Origin of the sequence: Micromonospora yangpuensis, assembly GCF_900091615.1 — a bacterium.
Classification (GTDB): Bacteria; Actinomycetota; Actinomycetes; order Mycobacteriales; family Micromonosporaceae; genus Micromonospora; species Micromonospora yangpuensis.
Map to the genome: position 1 here is coordinate 4,695,916 of NZ_FMIA01000002.1, position 25,582 is coordinate 4,721,497.

The 25,582-nt window shown below is 73.2% G+C and carries 20 protein-coding genes; 7 read left to right on the forward strand and 13 right to left on the reverse strand.

The genetic code is table 11. From position 1 onward, the window contains the following. The first annotated feature begins 30 nt into the window (after window positions 1-30). Together GA0070617_RS21115 and GA0070617_RS21120 are read left to right on the forward strand one after the other, a co-directional pair. The gene (locus tag GA0070617_RS21115; RefSeq protein ID WP_091441462.1) at window positions 31-1,518 is read left to right on the forward strand and encodes an NAD(P)/FAD-dependent oxidoreductase; all 1,488 of its coding nucleotides are present in this window, start codon (window positions 31-33) and stop codon (window positions 1,516-1,518) included. 178 nt (window positions 1,519-1,696) lie between these two features. Beyond that, on the forward strand, window positions 1,697-2,389 hold the full coding sequence (locus GA0070617_RS21120; protein WP_091441469.1) for a DUF4191 domain-containing protein: 693 nt from the start codon (window positions 1,697-1,699) through the stop codon (window positions 2,387-2,389). A gap of 180 nt (window positions 2,390-2,569) precedes the next feature. Here GA0070617_RS21120 and GA0070617_RS21125 read toward each other — a convergent pair whose 3' ends face one another. Beyond that, a complete protein-coding gene (locus tag GA0070617_RS21125) occupies window positions 2,570-2,974 on the reverse strand; it encodes an RDD family protein (RefSeq protein ID WP_229688215.1) in 405 nt (134 codons plus the stop codon). A 371-nt stretch (window positions 2,975-3,345) separates the two neighbouring features. Here GA0070617_RS21125 and glnA (GA0070617_RS21130) point away from each other — a divergent pair, with 371 nt between their 5' ends. Further along, window positions 3,346-4,770: a type I glutamate--ammonia ligase gene (gene glnA / locus GA0070617_RS21130; RefSeq protein WP_091441472.1), complete on the forward strand. Its 1,425-nt coding sequence runs from the start codon at window positions 3,346-3,348 to the stop codon at window positions 4,768-4,770. 280 nt (window positions 4,771-5,050) lie between these two features. Here glnA (GA0070617_RS21130) and GA0070617_RS21135 read toward each other — a convergent pair whose 3' ends face one another. Beyond that, window positions 5,051-5,476 (reverse strand): hemerythrin domain-containing protein, encoded by a 426-nt coding sequence (locus GA0070617_RS21135; protein WP_229688216.1) that lies wholly within the window; start codon window positions 5,474-5,476, stop codon window positions 5,051-5,053. Window positions 5,477-5,673: 197 nt separating this feature from the next. Here GA0070617_RS21135 and GA0070617_RS21140 point away from each other — a divergent pair, with 197 nt between their 5' ends. Further along, window positions 5,674-5,913 carry a GntR family transcriptional regulator gene (locus GA0070617_RS21140; protein WP_091441480.1) on the forward strand — a complete coding sequence of 80 codons (240 nt, stop codon included), beginning with the start codon at window positions 5,674-5,676 and terminating at the stop codon, window positions 5,911-5,913. A 308-nt stretch (window positions 5,914-6,221) separates the two neighbouring features. Here GA0070617_RS21140 and mptB (GA0070617_RS21150) read toward each other — a convergent pair whose 3' ends face one another. Beyond that, window positions 6,222-7,904, reverse strand: coding sequence for a polyprenol phosphomannose-dependent alpha 1,6 mannosyltransferase MptB (gene mptB, locus GA0070617_RS21150; RefSeq protein WP_229688217.1), 1,683 nt, complete (start codon window positions 7,902-7,904; stop codon window positions 6,222-6,224). After that, window positions 7,901-8,497, reverse strand: coding sequence for a helix-turn-helix domain-containing protein (locus tag GA0070617_RS21155; RefSeq protein WP_091441484.1), 597 nt, complete (start codon window positions 8,495-8,497; stop codon window positions 7,901-7,903). The genes mptB (GA0070617_RS21150) and GA0070617_RS21155 overlap by 4 nt, the downstream gene beginning before the upstream one ends. Before the next feature lie 95 nt (window positions 8,498-8,592). Here GA0070617_RS21155 and GA0070617_RS21160 point away from each other — a divergent pair, with 95 nt between their 5' ends. After that, entirely contained in the window at window positions 8,593-10,212 is a 1,620-nt protein-coding gene (locus GA0070617_RS21160; protein WP_091441487.1) for an FAD-dependent oxidoreductase, read from the forward strand. A gap of 104 nt (window positions 10,213-10,316) precedes the next feature. Here GA0070617_RS21160 and mptB (GA0070617_RS21165) read toward each other — a convergent pair whose 3' ends face one another. The 4 genes from mptB (GA0070617_RS21165) to GA0070617_RS21180 all read right to left on the reverse strand — a co-directional run bounded on the left by mptB (GA0070617_RS21165) (window position 10,317) and on the right by GA0070617_RS21180 (window position 17,670). Continuing rightward, a complete protein-coding gene (mptB, locus tag GA0070617_RS21165) occupies window positions 10,317-11,747 on the reverse strand; it encodes a polyprenol phosphomannose-dependent alpha 1,6 mannosyltransferase MptB (protein WP_175440609.1) in 1,431 nt (476 codons plus the stop codon). Between the two features lie 113 nt (window positions 11,748-11,860). Next, entirely contained in the window at window positions 11,861-13,603 is a 1,743-nt protein-coding gene (locus GA0070617_RS21170; protein ID WP_091441491.1) for a hypothetical protein, read from the reverse strand. Window positions 13,604-13,685: 82 nt separating this feature from the next. Beyond that, complete coding sequence (locus GA0070617_RS21175) at window positions 13,686-16,904, reverse strand: bifunctional [glutamine synthetase] adenylyltransferase/[glutamine synthetase]-adenylyl-L-tyrosine phosphorylase (RefSeq protein WP_091441495.1); 3,219 nt, start codon at window positions 16,902-16,904, stop codon at window positions 13,686-13,688. Window positions 16,905-16,911: 7 nt separating this feature from the next. After that, complete coding sequence (locus GA0070617_RS21180; protein ID WP_091441499.1) at window positions 16,912-17,670, reverse strand: type 1 glutamine amidotransferase; 759 nt, start codon at window positions 17,668-17,670, stop codon at window positions 16,912-16,914. Between the two features lie 154 nt (window positions 17,671-17,824). On the opposite strand from GA0070617_RS21180, the gene GA0070617_RS21185 reads away from it, so the two are divergent. Then, window positions 17,825-18,793 (forward strand): S66 peptidase family protein, encoded by a 969-nt coding sequence (locus GA0070617_RS21185; protein ID WP_091441502.1) that lies wholly within the window; start codon window positions 17,825-17,827, stop codon window positions 18,791-18,793. Window positions 18,794-18,970: 177 nt separating this feature from the next. Here the strand turns inward: GA0070617_RS21185 and GA0070617_RS21190 are convergent, their stop codons facing one another. Continuing rightward, complete coding sequence (locus tag GA0070617_RS21190) at window positions 18,971-19,852, reverse strand: Vgb family protein (RefSeq protein WP_091441507.1); 882 nt, start codon at window positions 19,850-19,852, stop codon at window positions 18,971-18,973. Window positions 19,853-20,031: 179 nt separating this feature from the next. Between GA0070617_RS21190 and GA0070617_RS21195 the strand changes: the two genes are divergently transcribed. Then, window positions 20,032-20,544: a hypothetical protein gene (locus GA0070617_RS21195; RefSeq protein ID WP_091446889.1), complete on the forward strand. Its 513-nt coding sequence runs from the start codon at window positions 20,032-20,034 to the stop codon at window positions 20,542-20,544. A gap of 157 nt (window positions 20,545-20,701) precedes the next feature. Here GA0070617_RS21195 and GA0070617_RS21200 read toward each other — a convergent pair whose 3' ends face one another. From GA0070617_RS21200 to glnA (GA0070617_RS21215), 4 genes are all read right to left on the reverse strand, one after another. Beyond that, window positions 20,702-21,124, reverse strand: a complete 423-nt coding sequence (locus tag GA0070617_RS21200; protein ID WP_139135728.1) for a hypothetical protein — start codon at window positions 21,122-21,124, stop codon at window positions 20,702-20,704. Window positions 21,125-21,265: 141 nt separating this feature from the next. Continuing rightward, complete coding sequence (locus GA0070617_RS21205; protein ID WP_139135729.1) at window positions 21,266-21,955, reverse strand: hypothetical protein; 690 nt, start codon at window positions 21,953-21,955, stop codon at window positions 21,266-21,268. An 11-nt stretch (window positions 21,956-21,966) separates the two neighbouring features. Next, window positions 21,967-24,075, reverse strand: a complete 2,109-nt coding sequence (locus GA0070617_RS21210; RefSeq protein ID WP_091441518.1) for an NACHT domain-containing protein — start codon at window positions 24,073-24,075, stop codon at window positions 21,967-21,969. A gap of 92 nt (window positions 24,076-24,167) precedes the next feature. After that, entirely contained in the window at window positions 24,168-25,517 is a 1,350-nt protein-coding gene (glnA, locus tag GA0070617_RS21215) for a type I glutamate--ammonia ligase (RefSeq protein ID WP_091446891.1), read from the reverse strand. Window positions 25,518-25,582: the final 65 nt, after the last annotated feature.

Genomic DNA, 25,582 nt, shown 5'->3' on the forward strand with positions numbered 1-25,582 from the left:
CGGCATGTTTCGAAGATGATGAATTTAGTCATGGCCCAGCAACATACCGTCGTCATCGGAGCCGGCCCCGCCGGTCTGACCGCCGCCTACGAGCTGACCCGACGCGACGCCTCGGTCGAGGTGGTCGAGTCGGACGACGTGGTCGGCGGGATCAGTCGGACCGTGGAGCGCGACGGCTGGCGCTTCGACATCGGTGGACACCGGTTCTTCACCAAGGTGCCACAGGTGGCGGCGCTCTGGCACGAGATCCTGGCGGCGGAGGACTTCCTGCTGCGGCCCCGGATGAGCCGGATCCACTACCGGGGGCGGCTGTTCGACTATCCCCTCAAGGCCGGTAACGCCCTGCGCAACCTGGGCGTCGTCGAGGCGACCCGCTGCGTCGGGTCGTACCTCTGGTCCCGGCTGCGGCCCCCGGCGGACCAGAGCCACTTCGAGGGGTGGGTGTCGGCGCGGTTCGGCGCCCGGCTCTACCGGATGTTCTTCAAGACCTACACCGAGAAGGTCTGGGGAATCCCGGCCACCGAGCTGCAGGCCGACTGGGCCGCGCAGCGGATCAAGAACCTGTCGCTGGCCGGCGCGGTACGCAACGCGCTGCTGCCCAGCCGCGACCGGACCGCGATCACCAGCCTGATCGAGGAGTTCGAGTACCCGAAGTACGGCCCCGGCATGATGTGGGAACGCTGCGCCGAGCTGGTCACCCGGGCCGGTGGCCGGGTGACCCTGAACGCACCGGCGCAGACCGTGCACCGCGCCGGCGGCCGGGCGGTGGCGGTGACCGTCACCGACGCCACCGGCACCCGGCGGATCGCCGCCGACCACGTGGTCTCCAGCATGCCGATCTCCGCGCTGGTCCGGGCGATGGACCCGCCCGCGCCCGAGCCGGTCCGGGCCGCCGCCGACGCGCTGCGCTACCGGGACTTCCTCACCGTCGCCCTGGTGGTGCCCTCGACCGCCGGCTTCCCGGACAACTGGATCTACGTGCACACCCCCGGGGTACGGGTCGGCCGGATCCAGAACTTCGGCTCCTGGTCGCCGTACCTGGTGCGGGACGGGTTCACCTGCCTCGGCCTGGAGTACTTCGTCAACGTCGGTGACGAGCTGTGGTCGGCCGACGACGACGCGCTGGTCGCCCTCGGCACCGCCGAGCTGGCCCGGCTCGGCCTGGTCGACCCGGAGGCGGTCAGCGCCGGGTACGTGGTCCGGATGCCCAAGGCCTATCCGGTCTACGACGAGGGGTACGAGCAGGCGGTGGAGACCATCCGCCGGTGGCTGGCCGAGGCGGTGCCGAACGTCTACCCGGTCGGCCGCAACGGCATGCACCGCTACAACAACCAGGACCACTCGATGCTCACCGCGATGCTCACCGTGTCGAACATCCTCGACGGCACCGCCCACGACGTCTGGACGGTCAACGTCGAGGAGTCGTACCACGAGGAGAGCGGCCACGAGCAGACCGGCGCGGGCCAGCACGGCACCGGCCGGGCCGCCCCCGTCCTCCCCCACCGCGCCGCCGCCTGAGGTGTAAGGAAGGGCCCCCTGTTAACGCATTCGGTAGAGAGGGAGCCCCTTCTCACACCCCGGTGGCCGGGGAGGGCGGAGCGCGGGCGGGGGCGCGGGGCGGACGGCGTACGGCGGGAGCGGGACAGGCCCTGGGCACGGGACAACGGCTTGTGGGGCGCCCACTAGAATCAGCCGCATGGCAAAGCCCCCGCAGGAGAAGGTCTCGTTCGGCCAGCGGCTGAAGCAGATCGGGATGGTGTTCCGGTTCACCGCCAAGCAGGACCGTTGGTTCGCGCCGATGGCCACCGGTGCGGTGCTGATCCCGCTCGCGCTCACCGTGGTCGCGGTGATCCTCTGGGGCTGGATCTGGCTGCCGCTGGGCATCCTGCTGACCCTGCTCGCCGTGTTGATCGTGCTGAACCTCCGGTCGAACAAGGCGATGATGAACGCCGCCGAGGGCCAGCCCGGCGCGGCGGCCCAGATCGTGGAGAACATGCGCGGTGACTGGCGGGTGACCCCGGCGGTCAGCTCCACCACCCAGATGGACATGGTGCACCTGGTCATCGGCCGGCAGGGGGTGATCCTGCTGGCGGAGGGCAACCCGCAGCGGGTCCGTGGCCTGCTCGGGCAGGAGAAGCGGCGGCTGGCCAAGGTGATCGGCTCGGCACCGCTGCACGACTACGTGATCGGTCAGGACGAGGGTGAGCTGCCGATCCGCAAACTGCGGATGACCCTGATGCGGCTGCCCCGCGACCTCAGCGGCAAGGACGTCAACGCCCTGGACAAGCGGCTCAAGGCCCTCACCGCCCGCCCGCAGCTACCCAAGGGCGCGATCCCGAAGAACATGCGGCCGCCGAAGGGCGCCTTCCGCCAGTCCCGGGGCCGCTGACAACCCCTCGGGGGTACGCCGACAGCAGCCGGGTCCGTCGTCGACGGACCCGGCTTCGTCGTTACCGGGGGCGCGACGGGTCCGCCGCCAGCCACCGACGGGCCGGACGGGCACGCCGTCAGCCACGGCGCGGGTTAGGACGAGCGGGACGAGGCGGTACGAGATCGGGCGGTGCGCCGATCAGCTTCGACGGGCGGGGGCGGACACGATCACCGAGTCGCTGAGCCGGTCGTGGACACCCCGACGCTGGGAGTCCATCAGCACGGCGGGCACCACCAGGGCCAGCAGCAGCCCGCGCAGCAGCGCCCGGGGCACCCCGATCCGGCCGCCGTGGGTGTGGGAGACGCAGGCGATCCGGCAGATGAACATGCCGGGGGTCTGGCCGAAGAGGCCGAGGAAGAAGCCGTACTCGCCGATCAGCACGGCCACCGGTGGCCAACCGTCGCGCAGCGGGTCGGCGAAGAGGGTCGCGACCAGCAGGCAGAGCACCCAGTCGATCATCAGGGCCCCGAACCGACGGCCCAGGCTCGGCGGGACGAACGACGGGTCCGCCGAGGGCGGCACCGGGGGCTGCGGCGTGGTCACAGCGATCAAGGGTATCCGGCCACGCTGAACCGTCGGCGCACGGCCGTCCCGGGGTGCGGGGCCGACGCCCGGACGCACCCGGGACCGGCGGCTGGCCTTCGCCGGTGGCAGCCTGCCGAGGGGCGCTGGGTACGTCGTCACGGTGAGCCGTGACGACGCTGTCGTAGCGGCGTCGACCCGATCGGCACCTCCGCCGCGCGCCCCCAGGTTACGGCCGGTATCGTCGGAACGGACAGTGAACAGTGCCTGAGCGGCGCAGATGACCCTCCGCGAGCGACGTAACACGGCAGAAACAACCAGGACACGGTCGAGCAACCGTACGGTCATAGCGTCGCCAGGAGCCCAGCCCCGTGGACGAGCCAGGAGGACGTGTGTTCGCCAATCCCGAGGAACTCCTGCGATACCTCAAGAACGAGGACGTAAAGTTCGTCGACGTACGTTTCTGTGACCTTCCCGGCGTGATGCAGCACTTCAACCTGCCGGTGGAGTCCTTCGACGACAGCGTCTTCACCGACGGCCTCGCCTTCGACGGCTCCTCGATCCGCGGTTTCCAGGCGATCCACGAGTCGGACATGCTCCTGCTCCCGGACGTCGCCTCCGCCTTCGTGGACCCGTTCCGGGCGCAGAAGACCGTCGCGATCAACTTCTTCATCCACGACCCGTTCACCCGTGAGGCGTACTCGCGGGACCCGCGCAACGTGGCCAAGAAGGCCGAGGCCTACCTCGCGGCCAGCGGCATCGCCGACACCGCGTACTTCGGCGCCGAGGCGGAGTTCTACATCTTCGACTCGATCCGCCACGAGACCTCCGCCCACCAGTCGTTCTACTACATCGACTCGATCGAGGGCGCGTGGAACACCGGCCGCGAGGAGCCGGGCGGCAACCGCGGCTACAAGACCGCGTACAAGGGTGGTTACTTCCCGGTGCCGCCGGTCGACCACTACGCCGACCTGCGTGACTCGATCGTGCGTCGGCTGGTCGACACCGGCTTCACCGTGGAGCGCTCGCACCACGAGGTGGGCACCGCCGGCCAGTCGGAGATCAACTACAAGTTCTCCACCCTGCTGCACGCCGCCGACCAGCTCCAGCTCTTCAAGTACATCGTGAAGAACGAGGCCTGGGCGAACGGCAAGACCGCGACCTTCATGCCGAAGCCGCTCTTCGGTGACAACGGCTCCGGCATGCACACCCACCAGAGCCTCTGGCTCGGTGGCGAGCCGCTGTTCTACGACGAGACCGGCTACGCCGGCCTGTCGGACACCGCCCGCTGGTACATCGGCGGTCTGCTGCACCACGCCCCGTCGCTGCTGGCCTTCACCAACCCGACGGTCAACTCGTACCGTCGTCTGGTGCCGGGCTTCGAGGCGCCGGTCAACCTGGTCTACTCGCAGCGCAACCGCTCCGCCTGCACCCGGATCCCGGTCACCGGCAGCAACCCGAAGGCCAAGCGGGTCGAGTTCCGCGTGCCGGACCCGTCGGCCAACGTCTACCTCGCCTTCTCGGCGATGATGATGGCCGGCCTGGACGGCATCAAGAGCAAGATCGAGCCGCCGGCGCCGATCGACAAGGACCTGTACGACCTCCCGCCGGAGGAGTGGGGCGACGTCAAGCAGGTGCCGGGCTCGCTGTCGGCCGTGCTCGACTCGCTGGAGGCCGACCACGACTACCTGCTCGACGGCGGCGTCTTCACCCCCGACCTGATCTCCACCTGGGTCGAGTGGAAGCGGACCAACGAGGTCGACCCGGTGCGCCTGCGCCCGACCCCGCACGAGTTCGCGATGTACTTCGACTGCTGACACACGCTGCGACGGAGCAGGCCCCCCGCGTTCCGCGGGGGGCCTGCTCCGTCTCTCGCGCGAAGGAAGGGCCCCTTCTTAACGCATACGGTCGAGAAGGGTCCCCTGCTCACATCTTGCGCCGCCTCGGGCAGCGCTCAGCACGGCCCGGGGCGTCGCAAGCGCACCGTCGGCCCTCGACCTCATGCCCGCACGGGTCACCCGCCTGCAGATCACGCGGGCACGGATCACGCGGGCACGGATCACCCGCCCTCAGGTCGCGCCGGTACAGGTCACCCGGTCACAGCGGCCCGAGGACCACGTGTGGGTCGGCGTCCAGGGCGAGCGTCTCCAGCACCGACAGGAGCTGGCGTTCCTCGTACCGGAAATGGCTTTCCATGATCGCGGCGACCCCCTCCAGATGTCGGCCGATCTCGGCGGGGGTAGCGGCTCGTTCCACGGTGGCCCGCAGCCCGGCGAGCAGGTGCCCGATCATCGAGTGGTCCTGCTTGAGGTACCGCAGGGTGTCGCGCAGTTCGGGGTACGCCGCCGCGATCGCGGGGAACAGATGCTGGTCCTCGCCCTCGTGGTGGCCGGTAAGCGCGGCACAGAACCCGTGGCAGAACAACAACAGATCCCGGGTGGCCGGCTCGGCGTCCACACCGTCGCGTACCGCGTCCTGAGTCACCCGCAGCGCCTCGCGCAGCCGATGGTGGACGGAACGCATTTCCTGACTCCAGGCGATCAGCCTGGCCCGCTCGCCCTCAGACACGGGAGGGCGAAGGGAACGACGGCATCATCGTCGTGCTCCTTCTCGTTCGACGCCTCCATGCCTGACACGGTCTGCCACCGGCACGCGACGTTGCCGGTACCCTACCCGAAACGACCCGCCCGATCAGTCCCGCCGTCTGGTCGAATAGATTCATGACGGGCTACGTTCCGACCTTTCGCGTGATCATCGAGGACATCCGCAGGAGCGTGGCGACCGGGCAGCTCAAGGAGGGCGACAAGCTGCCGTCCCTACCGGAACTGGTCGAGAGGTACGAGTGCTCAGTGGGCACGGTCCGCCGCGCGATCGAGTTCCTCCAGATCACCGGCGAGCTACAGAGCCGGCAGGGCAAAGGCACCTACGTCACCGGCCGAACGTCACCCACCCAGGGCTGACCCGATGTCCCAGCGTCGAGGCCCCAGCCCTCAAGGTCGGACAGAATCCAGGAAATGGTGGCCTCGGGCCGCCCGGACCCCACCACTTCCACGATCCTGCGCCATCGCCCGAGTTAGGGACGGGGTGGCGAGATCGGGGGCGGTAGCGCTCGCTTACCTCGGTGGCACGATAGATCTTGGAAACGGGAGGCCCCGATGGAGGGGCCATTTCCCTCCAAGATCTATTACGCTGGCCCGTCCTCTCCGCCCGGTGCGGCCCCAGTCTGGCGGGTGCCGTGCGGATGGGTTCCGGCAAGAAGGGAACCCTTCTATACCGAAGGCGTTAAGAAGGGGCCCTTCCTTACCCGGGGGCGGCGGGTTGCCCAGACCAGGCCGGCGAGCACCAGGACGGTCATCGCTACGGCGCCGGGGGCCTTGGTGTACCGGGCCAGCGTGGTGCCGTCGGGCAGGGTGAGGAAGCACGCCACTGCGGCCGGCAGCACGAACCAGGTGGTCCGGGTCGCCACCACGGCGAGCACCGCCAGCGGCCAGGTGGCGTACCAGGGGTGGAAGACCGGAGCCAGGACGACCGTGGCGGCCAACGCCAGCCCCGCCCCGAGCAGCGCCAGCCGGGCCCGCGTCACGTCGCGCGGGACCGTCGCCCGGTCCCGGCTCGACCGTTGCGGCACGGCACCCGACCGGCCGCCGTCCGCATCTGGCCGGGCCGCAACGGCACCCCGCCGCCCGCCCTCGCCCCGCCGCCGGTTCTTGCCCCGCTGCCGACCCTCGCCCGGCCGCCCGCTCTCGCCCGGCCGCCCGCCCTCACCCCGCCGCCGGTCCTCGCCCCGCTGTCCACCGCTGTCCAGCCGGCGCAGCGAGCGCCAGGCCCGCCACCAGAGGCCGATCAGGAACGCGGCGAGCAGGAGCATCGCCACGAACCGGGTCACCGGCACCGCGCCGGCCGCAGCCCCGGCGGCCTCCAGGCCGTAGTCGATCACGAAACCGATCGCGGTCGGCGGGGACGTCCACTGCTCGGAGTCGCCGCTGCGCGCCAGCCCGGCCACCCAGCCCAGGCCGAGCCCGGTCAGCAGGGAGATGCCGACCAGGGTGGCCAGCACCCCGGCGGCCAGCCGGCCACCGTCGCGCAGCAGCGCCCGCCAGGTGTACCGGCCCCCGACGGCGGCGAGCGCGGCGAACGGCAGCACCACCAGGGCGGTCGCCTTCACCGCCACCGCCAGCCCGAGCAGCACCCCGGCGGCCAGCAGCGGGACCGGCCGACCGGGGCGGCGGACCAGCACCAGCAGGCCGGCCAGGAGCAGGCCGACCAGGACCGCGTCGTTGTGTGCGCCGGCCACCAGGTGTACGCCGACCAGCGGGCTGGCCAGCGCCAGCCAGGCCGCCCGTCGGGTGGGCACGCCGGCGGACCGGGCCAGGCCAGGCAGGCAACGCGCGGCCAGCAACACCCCGACCACGGCCAACACCCGCAGGCCCACGAGTACGCCGACCAGGCCGCCGCCGAGGGTGGCCGCCGCCGCGAGGAGCAGGAAGAACGGGCCGTACGGTGCGGGGGTGTCCCGCCAGATCGGGGCGACCGAGTCGAGCCACGGACAGCCGGCCGCCGCCACCCCTGTCGTGTACGGGTCGTGCCCGGCGGCGTACGCCCAGCCCTGGCAGGCGTACGAGTAGATGTCCCGGCTGGCCAACGGCGGCGCGAACAGCAGCGGTACGAGCCAGAGCCCGGCGGTGCGGTACGCCCACCCGGTCGACGGCGCCCCCTCCCGCAGTGACCACCAGGCGCCGACCAGCAGTACGGTGCCGGCCGCCCAGCAGCCCACCGCCGCCCAGCCGGCCGGTGTGCCGACGGGTCCCGGCGGTGGTGGACCGGGCAACGCACCGCCCAGCCAACCGGCACCGGTCAGCAGCACCGCCCCTGCCAGCCCGACCCAACGCGCCGACCGGGCCCGAGCCGACCGGGCCCGACCGGCCGTCGGCGGACCGGGGTCGGTGCTCACCGGCGGGGTGTGGGCGCGGGGCGGGCGCGGACGTGCAGCCGCTCCCCCTGCGGCCCGAACAGGCTGAGGATCTCCAGCGGTTCGTCGTACGGGTTGCCGAACCAGTGCGGGGTACGGGTGTCGAACTCGGCGACCTCCCCCTCGGTCAGGACCAGCTCGTGCTGGCCCAGCCGCAGGCGGCACCGACCGGCCAGCACGTACAGCCACTCGTACCCCTCGTGCACCTGCTGTTCGACCTCGCCCATCCCCGACCGGGCCGGGTAGATCATCTTGTAAGCCTGCACTCCGCCGGGGCGACGGGTCAGCGGCAGGATGGTCACCCCGTGCCGGCGGATGGCCCGGGGTCGTACCCGGGGGTCGCCGGTGTCCGGGGCGCCTACCAGGTCGTCCAGCGGCACCCGGTGGAACCGGGCCAGCGGCAGCAGCAGTTCGAGGGTGGGCCGCCGCCCTCCGGACTCCAGCCGGGAGAGCGTGCTTACCGAGATCCCGGTGGCCGCCGCGAGCTGGGTCAGGGTGACGCTCCGCTGCTGGCGCAGGGCCCGCAGGCGCGGCCCGACCGCCACCAGCACCTCGTCCGAATCAGTTTCGTCCACCCTTGGGAGTTTGCCATCCCGGCAACTTTCTTTGTCATTCCATCGGTAATCAGCGCAGGATCCACCGCAGTGATACCGAGGTGAGGGAGACAGCGATGCGAGACGGGTACGACGTGGTGGTGATAGGTGGTGGGGCGGCCGGGCTCAGCGGCGCGCTGGCCCTGGGCCGGTCCCGCCGGTCGGTGCTGGTGGTGGACGACGGTACGCCGCGCAACGCCACCGCCGGCCGGATGCAGAACGTCCTGACCAACGACGGGGTGCCGCCGGCCGAGCTGTCCGCCACCGGGAGGGCCGAGGTGGCCCGGTACGGCGTCGAGCTGGTCGACGCCACGGTGGTCTCGGCCGTCCGGAGCGACCCTCCGACGGGTGGGATCGGGTTCACCGTGGCGCTGGCCGACGGACGGTCGGTGGCCGCCCGGCGGCTGCTGCTCACCACCGGGCTGGTCGACGAGCTGCCCGAGGTGGTCGGGTTGGCCGGGCGGTGGGGCCGGGACGTGCTGCACTGCCCGTACTCTCATGGTTGGGAGGTCCGGGACAGCGCGGTCGGCATCCTCGCCACCGGGCCGACCGCCGCGCACCAGGCGTTGTTGTTCCGGCAGCTCACCGACGACGTGGTGTTGTTCACGCACACCGGGCCGGCGTTGTCGCCGACCGACGCCGAACGGCTCGCCGCCCGGGGGGTCACGGTCGTCACCGGTGAGGTCACCGAGGTGGTGGTGACCGACGACCGGCTCACCGGCGTCCGGCTGGCCTCCGGCGAGGTGGTCGCCCGGCAGGCCCTGGCGGTTACTCCCCGGCTGCGGGCCCGCGCCGACCTGCTCGCCGGGCTCGGCCTGGCTCCCGAGGAGTTCGAGGTGGCCGGCACGGTCTTCGGCGACCGGGTACCGGCCGATCCCCGGGGGGCGACCGCGCTGCCCGGGGTCTGGGTGGCCGGGAACGTGACCGATCCGGTCGCGACGGTGACCGTCGCCATCGCGGCGGGTACCACGGTCGGCGGGCAGCTCAACGCGGACCTGGTCACCGAGGACACCGACCGCGCCGTGGCCCGGAGGAACGCCGCCGCCCAGGAGGACGCGGCGGGGGCAATCGATCCGGAGACCGCGCGGTACTGGGACGCGCTCTACGCCGAGCAGAAGCGGCGGTGGAGCGGGAAGCCCAACGTCCGGTTGGTCGAGGAGGCGGCGGAGCTGCCGGCCGGTACCGCGTTGGACCTGGGTTGCGGGGAGGGCGCCGACGCGATCTGGCTGGCCCGGCGGGGCTGGCGGGTGACGGCGGTCGACGTGTCGATCACCGCGCTGCGACGCTCGGCAGCCGAGGCCGTACGGGCCGGGGTGGCCGATCTGATCGACTTCCAGCGGCACGACCTGGACCGGACCTTCCCGGCGGGCGAGTTCGACCTGGTGAGCGCCCAGTTCCTGCAGACACCGCTGGAGTTCTCCCGCCAGCGGGTGCTGCGCGCCGCCGCGCGGGCGGTGGCCCCGGGTGGGCGGCTGTTGGTCGTCGAGCACGGCGCGTTCCCGCCGTGGGCCCGGGGACACCATCCGGAGCACCGGTTCCTGACCCCGGAGGAGATCCTGGCGCTGCTCGACCTGGACCCGGCCGACTGGGTGACCGAACGGCTGGACGCACCGTCGCGGGAGGCCACCGGTGCGGACGGTGAAACCGGCACCCTGCTCGACTCCCGGGTGCTGGTCCGCCGGAGGGGCCCGGCCTGACCCGGCCCCACGCCGGCCAGGCAACGCTCCGCCCGGGCACTCCGCCCAGGCACTCCGCCCAGGCACTCCGCCCGGGCAACGCCGGCCAGCGGAGCGGGCAGGGGTCAGGACGGGGTGGCCGGTTCGGCCCGGCGTCGGTCCTCGACGCGCTGCCGGTCCTCGGCGCGGAACATCCGTACCAGCGCGACCGCGCCGAGGATCAGCGCCAGCGTCATCAGCGGCGCTCCCGGGATCTTGGTGTACCGGGCCAGCCCGATCCCGTCGGGCAGGATCATGAAAAGACTGACCAGCGCCACCAGGGCGGCCCAGTTCGACCGGACGGTGGTCGCGGCGATCACCGCCAGCGGCCACGTCCAGTACCAGGGGTGCACCACCGAGGCCAGTGCCACGGTGACCGCCAGGGCCAGGCCGGCGTAGCGCAGCGGGTCCTGGTGCCAGGCCCGGAACCACATCCACACCAGCGTGCCGGCCAGCAGCACCACGCCGACCCCCCGGGCGGCCGGGATGGCGTCGATGCTCGCCCCGAAGAGCTGGGCCACCGAGTTGACGGTCTGCCCGACGGCCGTCGGCGGTGAGGTCCAGGCGACGGCGACGCCACCGGTGGTCAGCCCGCCGATCCAGCCGAAGTCCAGCCCACCGCCGAAGGTGATGCCGACCATGGTGGCGGCGGCCCCGAGCGCCACCGGAAGCCCGTCCCGGAACAGCGCACGGAGGGTGATCGGGCCGGCGACCGCGGCGAGCACAGCGAACGGCACCACCACCACCGAGGTGACCTTGACCGCGACGGCCAGCCCGAGCAGCACGCCGCCGCCGAGCAGCGGCCACCGTCGTCCCCGGTTGCTGGCCACCACCGCCAGGCCGCCGACCAGGGGGGCGATCATCAGCGAGTCGTTGTGTGGGCCGCCGACCAGGTGGATCGCGACCAGCGGGCAGGCCAGCACCAGCCAGAGCGCCCGCCCCACCGGTACGCCGCAGCGGCGGGCCAACGGCGGCACGGCGTACGCGGTGGCCACCACCCCGAGCAGGCAGAGCACCCGGAAGATCACGATGCTGGCGGTCAGCGAGTCGGTGATCCCGACCACCGCCCCGGCGATGATCACGAAGAGCGGTCCGTACGGGGCGGGGGTGTCCCGCCAGATGTAGGACATGGTCTCCAGCCAGGGGCAGGGCAGCGCGGAGACCCCCTGCTCGTACGGGCTGATCCCGTTGATGAAACTGGCCCCCTGGCAGGCGTACGCGTAGACGTCGCGGCTGCCGAACGGCGGCGCGACCGCCATCGGCAACACCCACAGCGCGGCGGTGACCAGCACCCAGCGCGGCGACAGCTCCCGGTTGCGCAGCGACCACCAGGCCCAGGCCAACAGGCCGGTACCGACCAGCCAGGCGATCAGGACCAGCGGGCCGTACCGGGCCTGCCAGATGACGACCGGCGAGCTGCGCAGCGGCGCCGACGGCAGCGCGCCGCCGAGGAACGCCGAGAGCGCGAGCAGGACGGAGCCGGCCAGGCCGGTCCAGCGTACGAGGTGGTGAGGCACACCCGTCATGCTGCCAGCTACGCCGGCGGCGGTGTCGAGGTGGGCGTACGCCACCGGGCCGGCACCGGCCGGACGGCCCCGACGGGCAGCCCCGGCCGGCCCGGGTACGCCGGTCAGGGGTGCGCCGGTCGGCAGTGGCCGGTCGGGCGGAGGGCGCTGCTCAGCTCGTACTCTCCGGTCGTGGGGGCGCGGACCGTCACCGACGACGCGTCGCCGGGGGCCACGCAGCCGGCCGGACCGGACAGGCTCAGCCAGCGCGACCATCGTACCCGGACGGTCACCTCGCCCGGGGTGTCCACGGTGAACCGGACCGCGGCCTGGTCGGCGGAGAGCAGCCGGCCGGGCGCGGCGACCAGCGGCGTCGGGTCGACCACCGCGTAGAGCCGCCACGTCGGGTCACGCCACACCTCCCGCAGGTACGGCAGGTCACCCTTGATCAGCGCCGCCTCGGTACGCCCCCACCGGTCCGGTGGGCTGTCCGGGGCGAGCGCCACATGGCTCACCGCCTCCCGGCGCAGCCATTCGGCGTACCGGTCGGCGGTCAGCTCGCCTGCGTAGAAGATCGCGTTACGGTCGCTGTCGACCTGGCGTTCCCAGCCCCGGGCGAGCGGGACCTCCGGCGGCAGGTACGTCGACTCCCAGTGGTCGCGCAGCGGCACCACCTCGATCCGGCCGACCGGCTGGCGGCGGGCCAACTCGTCGACCAGCGGCTGGTAGAACCGGGCGGAGGTCTCCACCGAGCCGGCCCGGCCGAGGTCGTCGAGCATCACCGGCGGCTGCCACCACACCAGCGCGGCCAGCAGGGCGGCCAACCAGACCGGCGAGCGGGCACCGCCCCGCCCCAGCCGGGGCGGCAGCACGGCGAACGCGGCAACCAGCGGCACCGCGAAGAGCATCGTCAACCGCAGCGAGTTGGAGCCGATCGGACTCGGCAGGTGGTAGGCGGCGACCAGCAGCAACACGGTCAGCAGCGCGCCGATCCGCAGCACCCGGAGCCGGCGGGGCAGCACGAGGAGGACGACCACCGCCAGCGCCACGTTCGCCTTCATCGACTCGACCGAGAACGGCTGGGTGCCGCCGTTGCCGAACAGCAGGGCCATCGGCACCAGTGCCAGCGCGGGCGCCAGGCAGAGCACCAGGCTCTCCGCCAACGGCCGGTCGCTCCACCAGCCACCCACCAGCCGCCTGCCCGGCGACCCGGCCGGCTGCCCGGCCGGCCGGCCCATGCCAGCCCGGTCCACGTCGGCCGGATGCGCGTCGTCCTGATCCGCGTCGGCCGGATGCGCGTCGTCCTGATCCGCGTCGTCCTGATGCGCGTCGGTCGCACGTGCTGGCGGCGGGTCGGCGCGGCGCAGGCCGGCCAGCAGGATCGCCCCGCCGGCCAGGCCGACGAAGAGCCCGGCGACCGGGCTGGCCCAGGTCGCGGTGGCGGCCAGCAGCGCCGCCAGGGCCAACCTGAGCAGCCGGCCGGGACGCTCCGCCGAGATCGCGCAGAGCGCCAGCAGACCCAGTGCCAGTCCGACGGCGAAGGTGATCCGGCCGCTGACCAGGTTGCCGACCAGCACGACCGCGCCCAGTACGCCGCCGAGTACCGGCCGCGGGGCCCGGTGCCGGGCCAGCAGCCACCCGAACGCGGCGGTGCCGACGAGCGCGGCGAGCACCCCGAGCACCGGTACGCCGAGGGTCGCGCCGAGGCCGGCGGTGAGCAGGCTGTAGCCGAACTGGTTGACCCCGCCGTACCAACCGAGGTCGATCGGGAGGTAGCCGTGCCGCTCCACGAAGGCGGCCCGGGCCACCTGGGCGGCCAGGTCGGTGCCCATCGGCGGGGCGGCCAGGAACGCCGCGCCCAGCAGCAACGCGACCCCGACCGCCGGCAGCGTCGTTAGGAAGGGGCCCCTGCTATACAGAAAGCGATAAGAGGGGGCCCTTCCTTTCTCGTTAGGCATCTAGGACGCGTTCCATGGCGCTGCGGCTGCGGCGGGCCGTGCGCAGGTACTCGTCGAGGAACTCGCCGGGGTCGTCGCGGCCGAGGATGCGGGTCACCCCGGCCAGTTCCACGCCGTGCCGGGGCAGCTGGTCGCCGGCCCGGCCGCGCACCAGCATCAGCGCGTTGCGCGCCTGGGCGGCCATGGTCCAGCCGGCGGCCATCTCGGCGGCGTCGGCCTCGTCGACGAGTTTCGCGTCGCGGGCGGCGGCCAGGGCGTCGAGGGTACGGGTGCCCCGCAGCGCCGGGTACTGCCCGGCGTGCCGCAGCTGGAGCAGCTGCACCGCCCACTCGACGTCGGCGAGCCCGCCCCGGCCCAGTTTGGTGTGGGTGGCCGGGTCGGCGCCCCGGGGCAGCCGCTCGCTCTCCACCCGCGCCTTGATCCGCCGGATCTCCACCACCTGCTCGCGGGTCAGCCCGTCGGCCGGGTACCGCACCGGGTCGACCATCGCCTCGAACTCCGCACCCAGGTCGGCGTCGCCGCAGACGAACCGGGCCCGCAGCAGCGCCTGCGCCTCCCACACCTTCGACCAGCGGGAGTAGTACTGCGCGTAGGCGGCGAGGCTGCGTACCAGTGGACCCTGCCGGCCCTCGGGACGCAGGTCGGCGTCGACGCCGAGCGCCGGGTCGGGGGCGGGCATGCCGAGCAGCCGGCGCAGCTCCTCGGCGACGGCGTGGGCGGCGGCACTGGCCGCGCGCTCCTCCACGTCGGCGGGCCGGTCGTAGACGAAGAGCACGTCGGCGTCGGAGAGGTAGTTCGACTCGTACCCGCCGAGGCGGCCCACCCCGATCACCGCGAAGCGCAGTCCCTCCGGTCCCGGCTTGGCGGCGCGGGCGATGCGCAGCGCGGCGGTGAGGGTGGCGTCGGTGACCGCGGCCAGGGCGGTGCCGGCGGTGATGACGTCGGCCATCGCCGCCGGACGACGGGGGTTGCCCTCGAACCGGGGCGGCCGGGGGGCGATGCCGTCGGCCCGGCTCAACACGTCGGCGCAGGCCAGCCGGAGCAGTTCCCGCCGGCGCAGGGCCCGGACCGCGTGGGTGGCCTGGACCGGGTCGCCGTGTCGGCCAGCGGCGGCGAGGAAGCCCTCGCTGAGGGTCTCCCGGGTACGCGGGGCCAGCTCGCTCTCCTCGGCCAGCAGCCGCAGCGCCTCCGGCTCCCGGGCCAGCAGGTCGGTGGCGTACCGCGACAGCGACAGCACCCGGGCCAACCGGCGGGCCACCGGGCCGGAGTCGCGCAGCAGGCGCAGGTACCAGGGGGTGCTGCCGAGCTTGTCGGAGACCTGCCGGTAGTTGAGCAGCCCCCGGTCCGGCTCGGGTGCGTCGGCGAACTCGCCGAGCAGCACCGGCAGCAGGGTCCGCTGGATGGCGGCGGTGCGGCTCACCCCGCCGGTGAGGCGTTCCAGGTGCCGCAGCGCGCCGGCCGGATCGGCGAAACCGAGGATCTCCAGCCGGTTGCGGGCCGCCTGCGGGGTCAGCCGCAGCCCGTCGGCAGGCACCCGGGCCACCGCCTCCAGCAGCGGGCGGTAGAGCAGTTTGGCGTGCAGCCGGCGTACCTCGGTGGCGTGCGCGACCCAGTCGGCGCGGAACGCCTCGACGGCGCTGCGCCCCGGCGTGGCGGTGTAGTCCAGCGCGGCGGCCAGCCAGCGCAACCCGGCCGGGTCGGTCGGCACGGTGTGGGTCCGGCGCAGGCCCTGCAACTGGAGGCGGTGCTCGACGGCGCGCAGGAAACGGTACCCGCGTAGCAGGCCCTCACCGTCGGCGCGACCGACGTACCCGCCACCGACCAGGGCGCGCAGCGCCGGGATGGTGCCCGGCACCCGCAGCTTCTCGTCGCCCCGGCCGTGTACGAGTTGCAGCAGCTGGACGGCGAACTCGATGTCGCGCAGCCCGCCGGGGCCCCGCTTGATCTCGCGTTCCTGCTCCCGGGGCGGGATGTTCTCGATGATCTTCTTGCGCATGGAGCGGACGTCCTCGACCGCCTCGGGCCGCTCGGCGGCCCGCCACACCAGCGGCGCGAGCGCGTCGATCCACTCCTGGGCCAGCGGCAGGTCCCCGGCGGCCGGGCGGGCCTTGAGCAACGCCTGGAACTCCCAGGTCCGCGCCCACCGCTGGTAGTAGGCCAGGTGGCTGGTGAGGGTACGCACCAGCGGGCCCCGGTTGCCCTCGGGCCGCAGCGCCGCGTCGACCGGCCAGGCGACCAGCCCGCAGATGTGGATCAGCCGGGTGGCGACCGTGGTGCCGGCGATCAGGTCGGCGTCGTCGGCGGCCACGAAGATCACGTCCACGTCGGAGACGTAGTTCAGCTCGTCACCGCCGCACTTGCCCATCGCCACCACGCCCAGCCGGGGGCGCGGCGTGCCCTCGGGCAGCTCGGCGACGGCGATCTCGTACGCCGCGGCAAGGGTCTCGTCGGCAAGCGCGGAGAGCGCCGCCATGGTCTGCTCCAGGCCCCGGCCGCCGGTCAGGTCGGCCGCCGCGATCCGCAGCAACGCCAACCGGTACGCCCGCCGCAGCTCGGCGATGCGCGGACCGCTGCCGACCGGCCCGCCGCGCCGGTGCCCGGCCACCCGGGGCCGCTCCCGCCCACCGGCGCGGGTCGGTTGCGCTTCGGCGGCCGGGGTGCCGGCGGGACCGCTGCCGGCGGCCGGAGTGCCGGACGCCGCTCCGGTGCCGGCGGCGGGTCGTAGGCTGCCGGCGGTCGTGCGCGCGGTGTCGGCGACCGACCGGGCGGTGCCGGTGTCGACGTCGGTCAGGTGCAGGTGGCCGTCGGCCAGTGGGGCGAGCCCGTCGGCCTCGGTGGCCAGGGTGGCCCACTGGTCGGGGTTGGCGACCAGGTGGTCGCCGAGCGCCGACGAGGCACCGAGTACGGCCACCACCCGGCGGCGCAACCCCGGATCGTCACGCATCGCCGCCAGCAGGGCCGAGGGCGCGTCCCCGGCGGTACGCCGCTCGGCCTCGACGATCCGGTGCAGCTGACGCAGGGCGAGATCCGGGTCGGCGGCCCGGGAGAGGCCGGTCAGCAGCTCGGCGGCGCGGGCGTCGACCGGCTCCTGGCTGGCCGCCCGCCACAGGTCCAGCCCGTCCGGGCCGAGCAGTTCGGCGGCGCGCGTGACGTCCTCGCCCTCGGCGGTGCCGAAGCCGTACCGGGCGAGTCTGGTGTTGGGTCGGTTCATCGTCGGCTCAGTGCCCGAGCAGCGGCAGGCTGGGCCGGATCGGGGCGTCGTCCAGCTCGCCCAGGGCCAGCGCGGCGAACCGGGCGGCGAAGGGCTGCCAGACCTCCTCGACGTCGGCCATCACCTCGGCGCAGGCGCCCACCACCACCTCCGGGTCGTAGCCCAGCTCGGCCAGGAGATCCGCGTCGGCGGCGGCCCACTCGGCGACCATCGCGGTGTCGCACCCGATGTGGAACTGCAGCCCCCAGGCCCGGTCGCCGAGGCGGAACGCCTGGTGCGGGTAGCGGGTGGAGGCGGCCAGCAGGGTCGCGCCCCGGGGCAGCTCGGTGACCTCGGCGGAGTGCCACTGGAACACGTCAGGCATCAACGGCACGTACCGGAACAGCGGGTCACGCTCGGCGGCGTCCCGCTTGCCGGCCACCGTCGGCCCGATCCCCGGCCCGGCCGGGCTGGGCTCGACCAGTCCGACGTGCGCGGTGGCGAGCAGGTGCGCGCCCAGCCCCACGGCGAGGGTGGGCACCCGGTGCCGCACCGCCTTGCGCAGCAGCCCCTCGACAGCGGGGAACCAGGGGGGCTGCGCGCCCGTGCCGACGTGCCGGTCACCACCGAGCACCACCAGGGCCACGAACCCGGACAGGTCGGCCGGCAGGTCGTCACCGGCGTACGGGCGCAGCACCCGCAGCTCCAGCCCGGCCTCGGTCAGCCACTCCCCCAGTCGACGGGGGTCGTCAAACGTATCGTTCTCGATCACCAACGCAGTTCCCACGCGTCGAGGCTATCGGGTCCCACCCCCTCCCCCCGCGCCCCGCCCAAGGTGTAAGGAAGGGCCCCCTATTAACGCATACGGTCGAGAAGGGTCCCCTCCTTACATCTGGCGGGGTGGCACGAGCGGCGATGGGGGCGGGTTAGGCTCGGCCGCTGTGAGCACGGATCGCACCCCGTCGAGCGAGGCGGCCGACCGCGCCGGGGATGAGGCGGTACGGCCGCCCGCCCTGCGCCCCGGCGACACCGTGCTGCTGGTCTCCCCGTCCGGGCCCACCCGCCCGGAACGGGTCGCCCGGGGCGTCGAGCTGCTCACCGGCTGGGGCCTGCGCCCGGTGCCCGCCCCGAACGCGTACGCCCGACAGGGCTACCTGGCCGGTGCGGACGCGCTGCGGGCGGCGGACCTGAACGCCGCCTTCGCCGATCCCGCGATACGCGGGGTGATCTGCACCCGGGGCGGGTACGGCGCACAACGGATCGTCGACGCCATCGACATGGCTGCCGTACGCCGGGATCCGAAGGTGGTGGCCGGCTTCTCCGACATCACCGCGCTGCAACTCGCCCTCTGGCGGGGCGCCCGGCTGGCAAGTGTGCACGGGCCCGGGGCGGCCTGGCTGGACGAGCGGACCCCGCTGCGCTCGGCCGAGTCGCTGCACGCCGCCCTGACCAGCACCGCACCGGTGACCCTGACGGCCGACCCGGCGGCCGAGACCGGCCCGGTACGGGTGCCCGGCCGGGCCACCGGCACCCTGCTCGGCGGCAACCTCTGCCTGCTCGCCGCCTCCGTCGGCACCCCGGACCTGCCGGACCTGACCGGGGCGATCCTGCTCGTCGAGGAGGTGCAGGAGCCGCCGTACAAGGTCGACCGGATGCTCACCCACCTGCGGCGGGCCGGCGCGCTGGCCGGGGTGGCCGGGGTGGCGGTCGGCCAGTTCACCGGCTGCGCGGACGGCTGGGCCACCACGGTCGCCGACGTGCTGACCGAGCGCCTCGGCGACCTGGGCGTACCGGTGCTCGGCGGGTTTCCGGTCGGCCACGGCGAGGGGCAGCTCACCGTCCCCGTCGGCACCACCGCCACCCTCGACACCGCAACCGGCACCCTGACCGTCGCCGCCGCCGTCCGCTGAGGTCGCGCCACCCCGTCCGCCGCCGCCAGGTCAACCGGACGTCAGCGGGTGCCACCGCGCTGGCACCGGGTCAGCCGGACCTCAGGTGCGCCACCGCGCGCTGACACCAGGTCAACCGAGCGCGGGGTACGCCACCCCGTCCGCTGACACCGCGCCACCCCGCGCGCCGGCACCGGGTCAGCCGGGCGTCAGGTGGGCCAGCGCGCCGGATTCCAGGGCAGCCCAGACGGTACGGTCGCCGGCCACGGTGAGGCCGTGCGGTTCGCTGCCCGGCGTCGGCAGGTCGTACCCGTCGATCGTGCCGTCGGGGCGGACGTGGCCGATCCGGTTGCCGGCCCACTCGGTGAACCAGCAGCCGCCGGCCGGGTCGGCGACGATCGCGTGTGGCCGGGCCGCGCGGTCCGGCAGCGGGTACTCGTCGATCCGGCCGTCGGGGCTGATCCGGCCGACCTGACCGGCGGCGATCTCGACGAACCAGAGCGCCCCGTCGACGCCGGGGGTGATGCCCACCGGTGCGGCCTGCGCCGTCGGCAGGGCGTGCAGGGTCACCTCGCCGGCCGGGTCGATCCGGCCGATCGCGTGCGCCTGGTTGAGGGTGAACCAGACGGCGTCGTCGCCGCCGGCGGCCACCATCGACGGCATCCCGCCGGTCACCGGCAGCGCAAACTCGGTCACCTGGCCGTCGGTGGTGAGCCGGCCGACCACGTCGCTGGCCATCCCGGCGTACCAGAGGGCCCCGTCGGGACCGGCGGCGATCCCGCCGGGTGCGGTTCCGGCCGGCAGCGGGTACGACGTCTGCTCCCCGTCGACGGTGAGCCGGCCGATCCGGTGGTCGCCGGAGCGGGTGAACCAGAGCGCCGCGTCCGGCCCGGCGGTGATGACCAACGGTCGGGCCCCGACGTCGACCGGGTACGTGCGCAGCCCGCCGTCGGTGGTGAACCGGCCGACGGCGTCCGAACCGACCAGGGTGAGCCAGAGCGCCGCATCGGGCCCGACGGTGATCCCGTACGGGCCGACGCCCCCCGGAAGGGAAATCTCCCGGATCGGGGTGTTTGTCATCGGGGCACCTCCATTGGTGGCAATCGGCACCACCCTGACCGACCCGACCGGCCCGTTCAACGGGTTTTCCCAGCCGGGCGGAGAAACTTTCAGCTGGGTGACAGGGTCGCCACGGGTCCCGTCCAGCCCGGGAGGTCACGTTGGGTCAGTCAGATCATCACCGACAGTTGGAGGACTACATGTCCCGCACGATGTCGAAGAAGCACGTCCTGGCCAGCATCGCCGCCGCCGGCGTACTCGGGGTGGGGATCGCGGCCCCGACCATGGCGTTCGCCAACGACCCCAGCCCGTCACCCAGCGCGAGCGCCGACGCCGGCACCGACCGGGAGCAGCGGCACGCCGACCGGCAGGCCGAGTTCGCCGAGGCGCTGGCCAAGGAGCTGGGGGTGGACACCGACAAGGTCACCGCGGCGCTGGAGAAGCTGCGCGAGGAGCACCAGGGCGACCGCCCCGAGTGGCCCGGCAAGGGCGAGCGCGGCGAGCGCGGCGAGAAGGGCGAGCGCGGCGGGGACGCCGCCGACCGCCAGGAGAAGCTGAAGGAGCGGCTGGCCACGGCGGTCGAGGAGGGCAAGCTCACCCAGGAGCAGGCCGACGCGATCACCAAGGCCGTCGAGTCCGGCGTCTTCCCCGGCGGCGGGGGACCGGGTCGCGGCGGTCACCCCGGCGCCGGTGCCGACAAGACCGGCGAGTGACCCCACGGCCGCTGGCGTACCGCTCGCATCCGGTACGCCAGCGGCCGGCCCGTCCGTCCGCCGGAGACGGGCACCCGGATCGCTGCCGTCAGAGTCCGGAGACGGGCACCCGGAGCACTGTCGTCAGAGTCCGGAGACGGCACCCGGAGCACTGCCGTCAGGGTCTTCCGGCCTGGGCGATGTCGGTGTCACCGTCGGACCGGCGGCCTGACGCCGACTCGCCCGCACTGCCGGCCAACTCTGCCAGGCGTACGACCAGATCGGGCCGGCGGTGGCCGTACCGCTCCCGGAAGCGAGCGGCTTCGTCGGGGTCGATCCTCCCCCGGTGGAGGCCGAGCTCCCTGAACCGCACCAGCATCTCGATGGAGAGGTCGTCCCGCGAAACAGGGTTCCAGTGGCGGAACAGCTCGGCCAACCGGACATCGACCAGGTGATCCTTGCCGAGGGTTGCCAGGACGCAGCGGAAGGCAGCCCGCTCCGAACTCAGATCGAACGAGACGTCGCACGCCTCGAGAACGTCGGCCACCACCCCTGGTGCCACCTGCGGATCGACCGACAGGCGGTCGAGCAGCAGCCGCACGTACTCAACGGTCTCGCGTCTACCAAAGGCGTCCCGCGCCAGGTTGACGATGGCCGCGCACCGGTAGTACGCCGCCGATCGTTCCTCCGGGGTGGTGGCATGCCGGGGCAGCAACCAGACGTCGAGCAGAGCGTGGGCCACCTAGGGCATGACATCCGGCCAGCGCCCGACCATCTGCTCCAGCGCCGACGGCAGCCGTTCCACCAGCGGTTCGAGGGCGTGCCGCAGCGTGTCGTCGGCCACCCCGCACTCCAGGTGCACCCCTCGCGCAGACCGCGCGCCGAGGTCGGTAACGACGTGGACGAACGGCCCGGGCTGGTCGCGGTCGTAGGTCCAGTGCAGGTCGACCGGGGAAACGACGAAGGTGCCGTCGTCGCGGGACACCACCACGTACCGTCCCTGGTCGTCGCGGCGCCGGTCGAGGGCGAGCCAGTCGGCCATGCTCTGCCAGCCCTCCTTGCCGAGCTGCGAGCGCCAGAGCCGCACCTGGGCCCGCCACGCCTCGACCACCTCGGTGGTGTCCGGGTACAGACTCCGGGCGGAGACCTCGCCGGCCGCGCAGATGGTCAGCAACAGCAGGTTCGCCTCGTAGGCGGCGTAGCGCGCGGTGACCCGCAGCGGCCGTGGGCGGTAGGTGTCGTACCGCCGGGCGGCGGTCACGTACGGGGCCTGGCGGAACAGTCCCAGCAGTACCTGGGTCCAGGCCCTCCGCCCGTCCTCGCCCCGGGTGTCCAGCCGCTCGGTCAGGAAGGCGAGCACCGGGGCGCGGACGGTCAACACCGTGTGTGACAGCAGGGCGTGCAGCAGATCGTCGACCGGAGCGTCGGTCACCCCGAGGCTGCTCACGGTCTCCCGGGCCACACGATGTCGTCGACCACCGTCCAGGTGAACCGGGCCACCAGGTACTCGCCGAAGGTGGCGTGCAGGAACTCGTAGGTCTCCCGCCGGTCGTCGCCGGCCGAGGCCCGCGAGCGGTGGACGAAGAAGAACCGGCCGAGCAGCAGTTCGGCCGCGCGCAGCGGAGTACGCAGCCCGGCCCGCTCGCCCACGCTCCGGCCGCCGAAGGGCAGCGCTGCCAGGTCGACCTCCAGCTCCCGCTCGGTGACGTGCTGGGCCCGCCGGTTGAACATGGCGAACGCCACCACCGCCAGCCGACGCAGCTCCTCCTCGACCGCGAGGTCCAGTTCCCGGTCGGGCAGCCCGACCCGGTGCTTGGCCACCTCCCGGCGGACGAACCGGCGCAGCAGCCGCTCGTACAGCTCACCCCGGCGCAACTCCCCGGCGGCCCGCAGCGCGTTGCCCTCGACGTCGTACAGGGCCAGCATCAGCAGCAGCAGGGGTTGCTCGGCCAGGTCCGGATGGGCCAGGACCAGCTCCGGATCCAATGGCTGCACACCGACCTGCCGGAACGCGGTGTGGTTGGTCCGGTTCCAGGTCCGTACCCAGGCGCGGACCCGCTGCTCGTCGAAGGGTTCCAGCCGCACCGCGACCGTGCCCGGCGGTGCCTGGGCCCGGTCGGCGACGGTGGTCCGGCTGGTGACCAGCACCGCGACCGGACGTCCCTGGTCGGCCTCGCGGCGTTGGAAGGCGGCCACCCGCAGGAGATAGTCGGTCTGGCTGACCCCGGTCGCCTGGAGCAGCTCGTCGAAGCCGTCCAGCAGCACGACCGGCAGGGCGTCCCCGGCCGACCGGGACAGCGCAGGCCACTCGACCCGTTCCCCGGTGTCCTGACGGACGGCCTGCTCGATCTGGTCCTGCACCTCGCCCTCGGCGGACACCTCCCGCAGGACCACCCGTACCACCAGGAAGTCGGCGGCCGGCAGCTGGGCGGCCAGCACCCGGGTCAGCACCGACTTGCCCGAGCCGGGCTGGCCGAGCACCAGCAACGGCGCGTGTACGGCGCCGGGTGCGGTGAGGTGCACCACGAGGGCCTGCCACAGGTCGTGGCGCAGCGGTGGCTCGGCCCACCAGGAGTCGTCACTCGGCCGGGACCCGGGGTCCAGCGCGACGATCCGGCACAGCGGCGGCAGGTACGCCGCACCGAGGGTCGGCACCCGCAACCCGGCGGGCACCTCACCTGAGGAGATGACCGGGCGGTCCAGCTCGGCGCTGTACGCGGCGGCGAGCGCGGCCCGCATCTGCTCCGCCGGACCCCCGGTGGAGATCTCCCGCAGCAGCCGGCCCATCTCGTGCAGACCTGCGGCGAGCACCCGCACCTGCTCCCGGGCGGCCTCGACCTGCTCGCGGGTGGCTTCGACCTGGTCCCGGGTGGCCTCGTGCTCGTGCAGCCCGAGCCAGAAGCCCACCTCGGGAAAGTCCACGGCGAGCTGGGTCAGCAACTCCCGGTGCCGGTCGGCGGCCCGCTCGGGCAGCTCGGCCAGCCGCTCCTCGGTCTCCCGCCAGCGCGCCGGGCCGGCCTCATCCCTGACCACCAACCCGGACAGGAAGTGCCGCAACCGCTCCACCAGCGTCCGGTGGAAGGCGGTCACCGCCGTGCGGAACCGCGGGTACGGCAGGTGCGGGCCGGGCACCGGCGCGGCGGTGGCGAAGAGCGCCTCGGTGAACGCCTGCGGGTCGGCCGGCCCCGCCCCCGCCAGCGACAACTGCTCCGCGGCGGTGATCCGGGCCCGGGTCAGGTCGATCGGCAGCTCGGCCTGCTCCAGTGCCTCGAAGAAGGCGGTCACCACGATGACCGCGTGCGCCGCCGCCAGCCGTTGCGTGCGCCCGTACCGGGACAGGCCGGAACGTTGCTCGGCGACGGTACGGACCAGGTCGTGGCCGAGCCGGACCAGCTCGACCTTGGCGTCGAAGATGCCCAGGGCGTCGGAGACCCCGGCGGCCGACGATCCCAGCAGGGTCCACCCGACCACCTTGTCGGCCCAGTCGACGAACCTGCTCTTCCCTCCGCCGAGCAGACGTACCGCGTCGGCGTAGCTGAGCGTGTCGGGCACGGGTCCTCCCAGAGAACGGCGGACCCGCCATGATCACCGACCGACGTCCGGAACGCAGTCGGGTTTCAGACCCGCCTGCGCCGCAGGAGGGCCTACAGCGACAGGTAGCGCTGGCGCTCGTAGGGGGTGACCTCGCGGCGGTACTGCTCCCACTCGGCCCGCTTGTTGCGCAGGAAGAAGTCGAAGACGTGCTCGCCGAGCACCTCGGCGACCAGCTCGGAGCCGGCCATCACGTCGATCGCCTCGGCGAGGTTCTCCGGCAGGGCTTCGTACCCCATCGCCTTGCGCTCGGCGTTGGACAGCGCCCAGACGTCGTCCTCGGCGCCCGGCGGCAGCTCGTAGCCCTCCTCGATGCCCTTCAGGCCGGCACCGAGCATGACCGCGAAGGCGAGGTACGGGTTGGTCGCCGCGTCCAGCGAGCGGACCTCCACCCGGGCCGAGTTGGGCTTGCCGTAGGCGGGGACGCGGACCAACGCGGACCGGTTGAGGTGACCCCAGCAGACGTACGCCGGGCTCTCGGTGATCCGGTCCGGCAACGCCTGCGGGAAGAGCCGCTTGTACGAGTTGACCCACTGGTTGGTGACGGCGGTGTACTCCCGGGCGTGCATCAGCAGACCGGCGATGAACGACTTGGCCACCTTGGACAGCTTCATCGGGTCGCCACCGTCGTGGAACGCGTTGCGCTCGCCCTCGAAGAGCGACAGGTGGGTGTGCATGCCGCTGCCGGGCTGGTCGGTGAAGGGCTTCGGCATGAAGCTGGCCTGCACCCCGGTGGAGAGCGCCACCTCCTTGACCACGTGCCGGAAGGTCATGATGTTGTCGGCGGTGGTCAGCGCGTCGGCGTAGCGCAGGTCGATCTCCTGCTGGCCGGGGGCCACCTCGTGGTGGCTGAACTCCACCGAGATGCCGATCCGTTCCAGGGCCAGCACCGCCTGTCGGCGGAAGTCCCGGGCCACCGCGTGGGTGGTGTGCTCGAAGTAGCCGCCGGTGTCCACCGGGATCGGCACCGTGCCGTCGGCCGGGCCGTTCTCCAGCAGGAAGAACTCGATCTCCGGGTGGGTGTAGAAGGTGAAGCCCTTGTCGGCGGCCTTGGAGAGCATCCGGCGCAGCACGTGCCGGGGGTCGGCCCAGGAGGGCCCGCCGTCGGGCAGCAGGATGTCGCAGAACATCCGGGCGCTCTCGCCGCTGACCCCGCCCTCGAAGGGGAAGACCTGGAAGGTGGTCGGGTCGGGCATGGCCACCATGTCCGACTCGAAGACCCGGGCGAAGCCCTCGATCGCCGAACCGTCGAAGCCGATGCCCTCGTCGAAGGCCGACTCCAGCTCGGCCGGTGCCACCGAGACGCTCTTGAGGGTGCCCAGCACGTCGGTGAACCACAGCCGGACGAACCGGATGTCGCGCTCTTCCAGCGTACGGAGGACGAACTCCTGCTGACGGTCCACTACCACTCCTCCGCGACACACTTCTCCGCCACCGGCTGGGTCGGCGCGACTGACCGCCCAGTCTC

Excerpts from the sequence above, each read along its gene's own strand:
- GA0070617_RS21115 (WP_091441462.1), top strand. The coding sequence starts at position 31 with ATGGCCCAGCAACATACCGTCGTCATCGGAGCCGGCCCCGCCGGTCTG.
- GA0070617_RS21120 (WP_091441469.1), top strand. The coding sequence starts at position 1,697 with ATGGCAAAGCCCCCGCAGGAGAAGGTCTCGTTCGGCCAGCGGCTGAAG.
- GA0070617_RS21135 (WP_229688216.1), bottom strand. The coding sequence starts at position 5,476 with ATGCGTTCCGTCCACCATCGGCTGCGCGAGGCGCTGCGGGTGACTCAG.
- GA0070617_RS21140 (WP_091441480.1), top strand. The coding sequence starts at position 5,674 with ATGACGGGCTACGTTCCGACCTTTCGCGTGATCATCGAGGACATCCGC.
- GA0070617_RS21160 (WP_091441487.1), top strand. The coding sequence starts at position 8,593 with ATGCGAGACGGGTACGACGTGGTGGTGATAGGTGGTGGGGCGGCCGGG.
- GA0070617_RS21175 (WP_091441495.1), bottom strand. The coding sequence starts at position 16,904 with ATGAACCGACCCAACACCAGACTCGCCCGGTACGGCTTCGGCACCGCC.
- GA0070617_RS21190 (WP_091441507.1), bottom strand. The coding sequence starts at position 19,852 with ATGACAAACACCCCGATCCGGGAGATTTCCCTTCCGGGGGGCGTCGGC.
- GA0070617_RS21195 (WP_091446889.1), top strand. The coding sequence starts at position 20,032 with ATGTCCCGCACGATGTCGAAGAAGCACGTCCTGGCCAGCATCGCCGCC.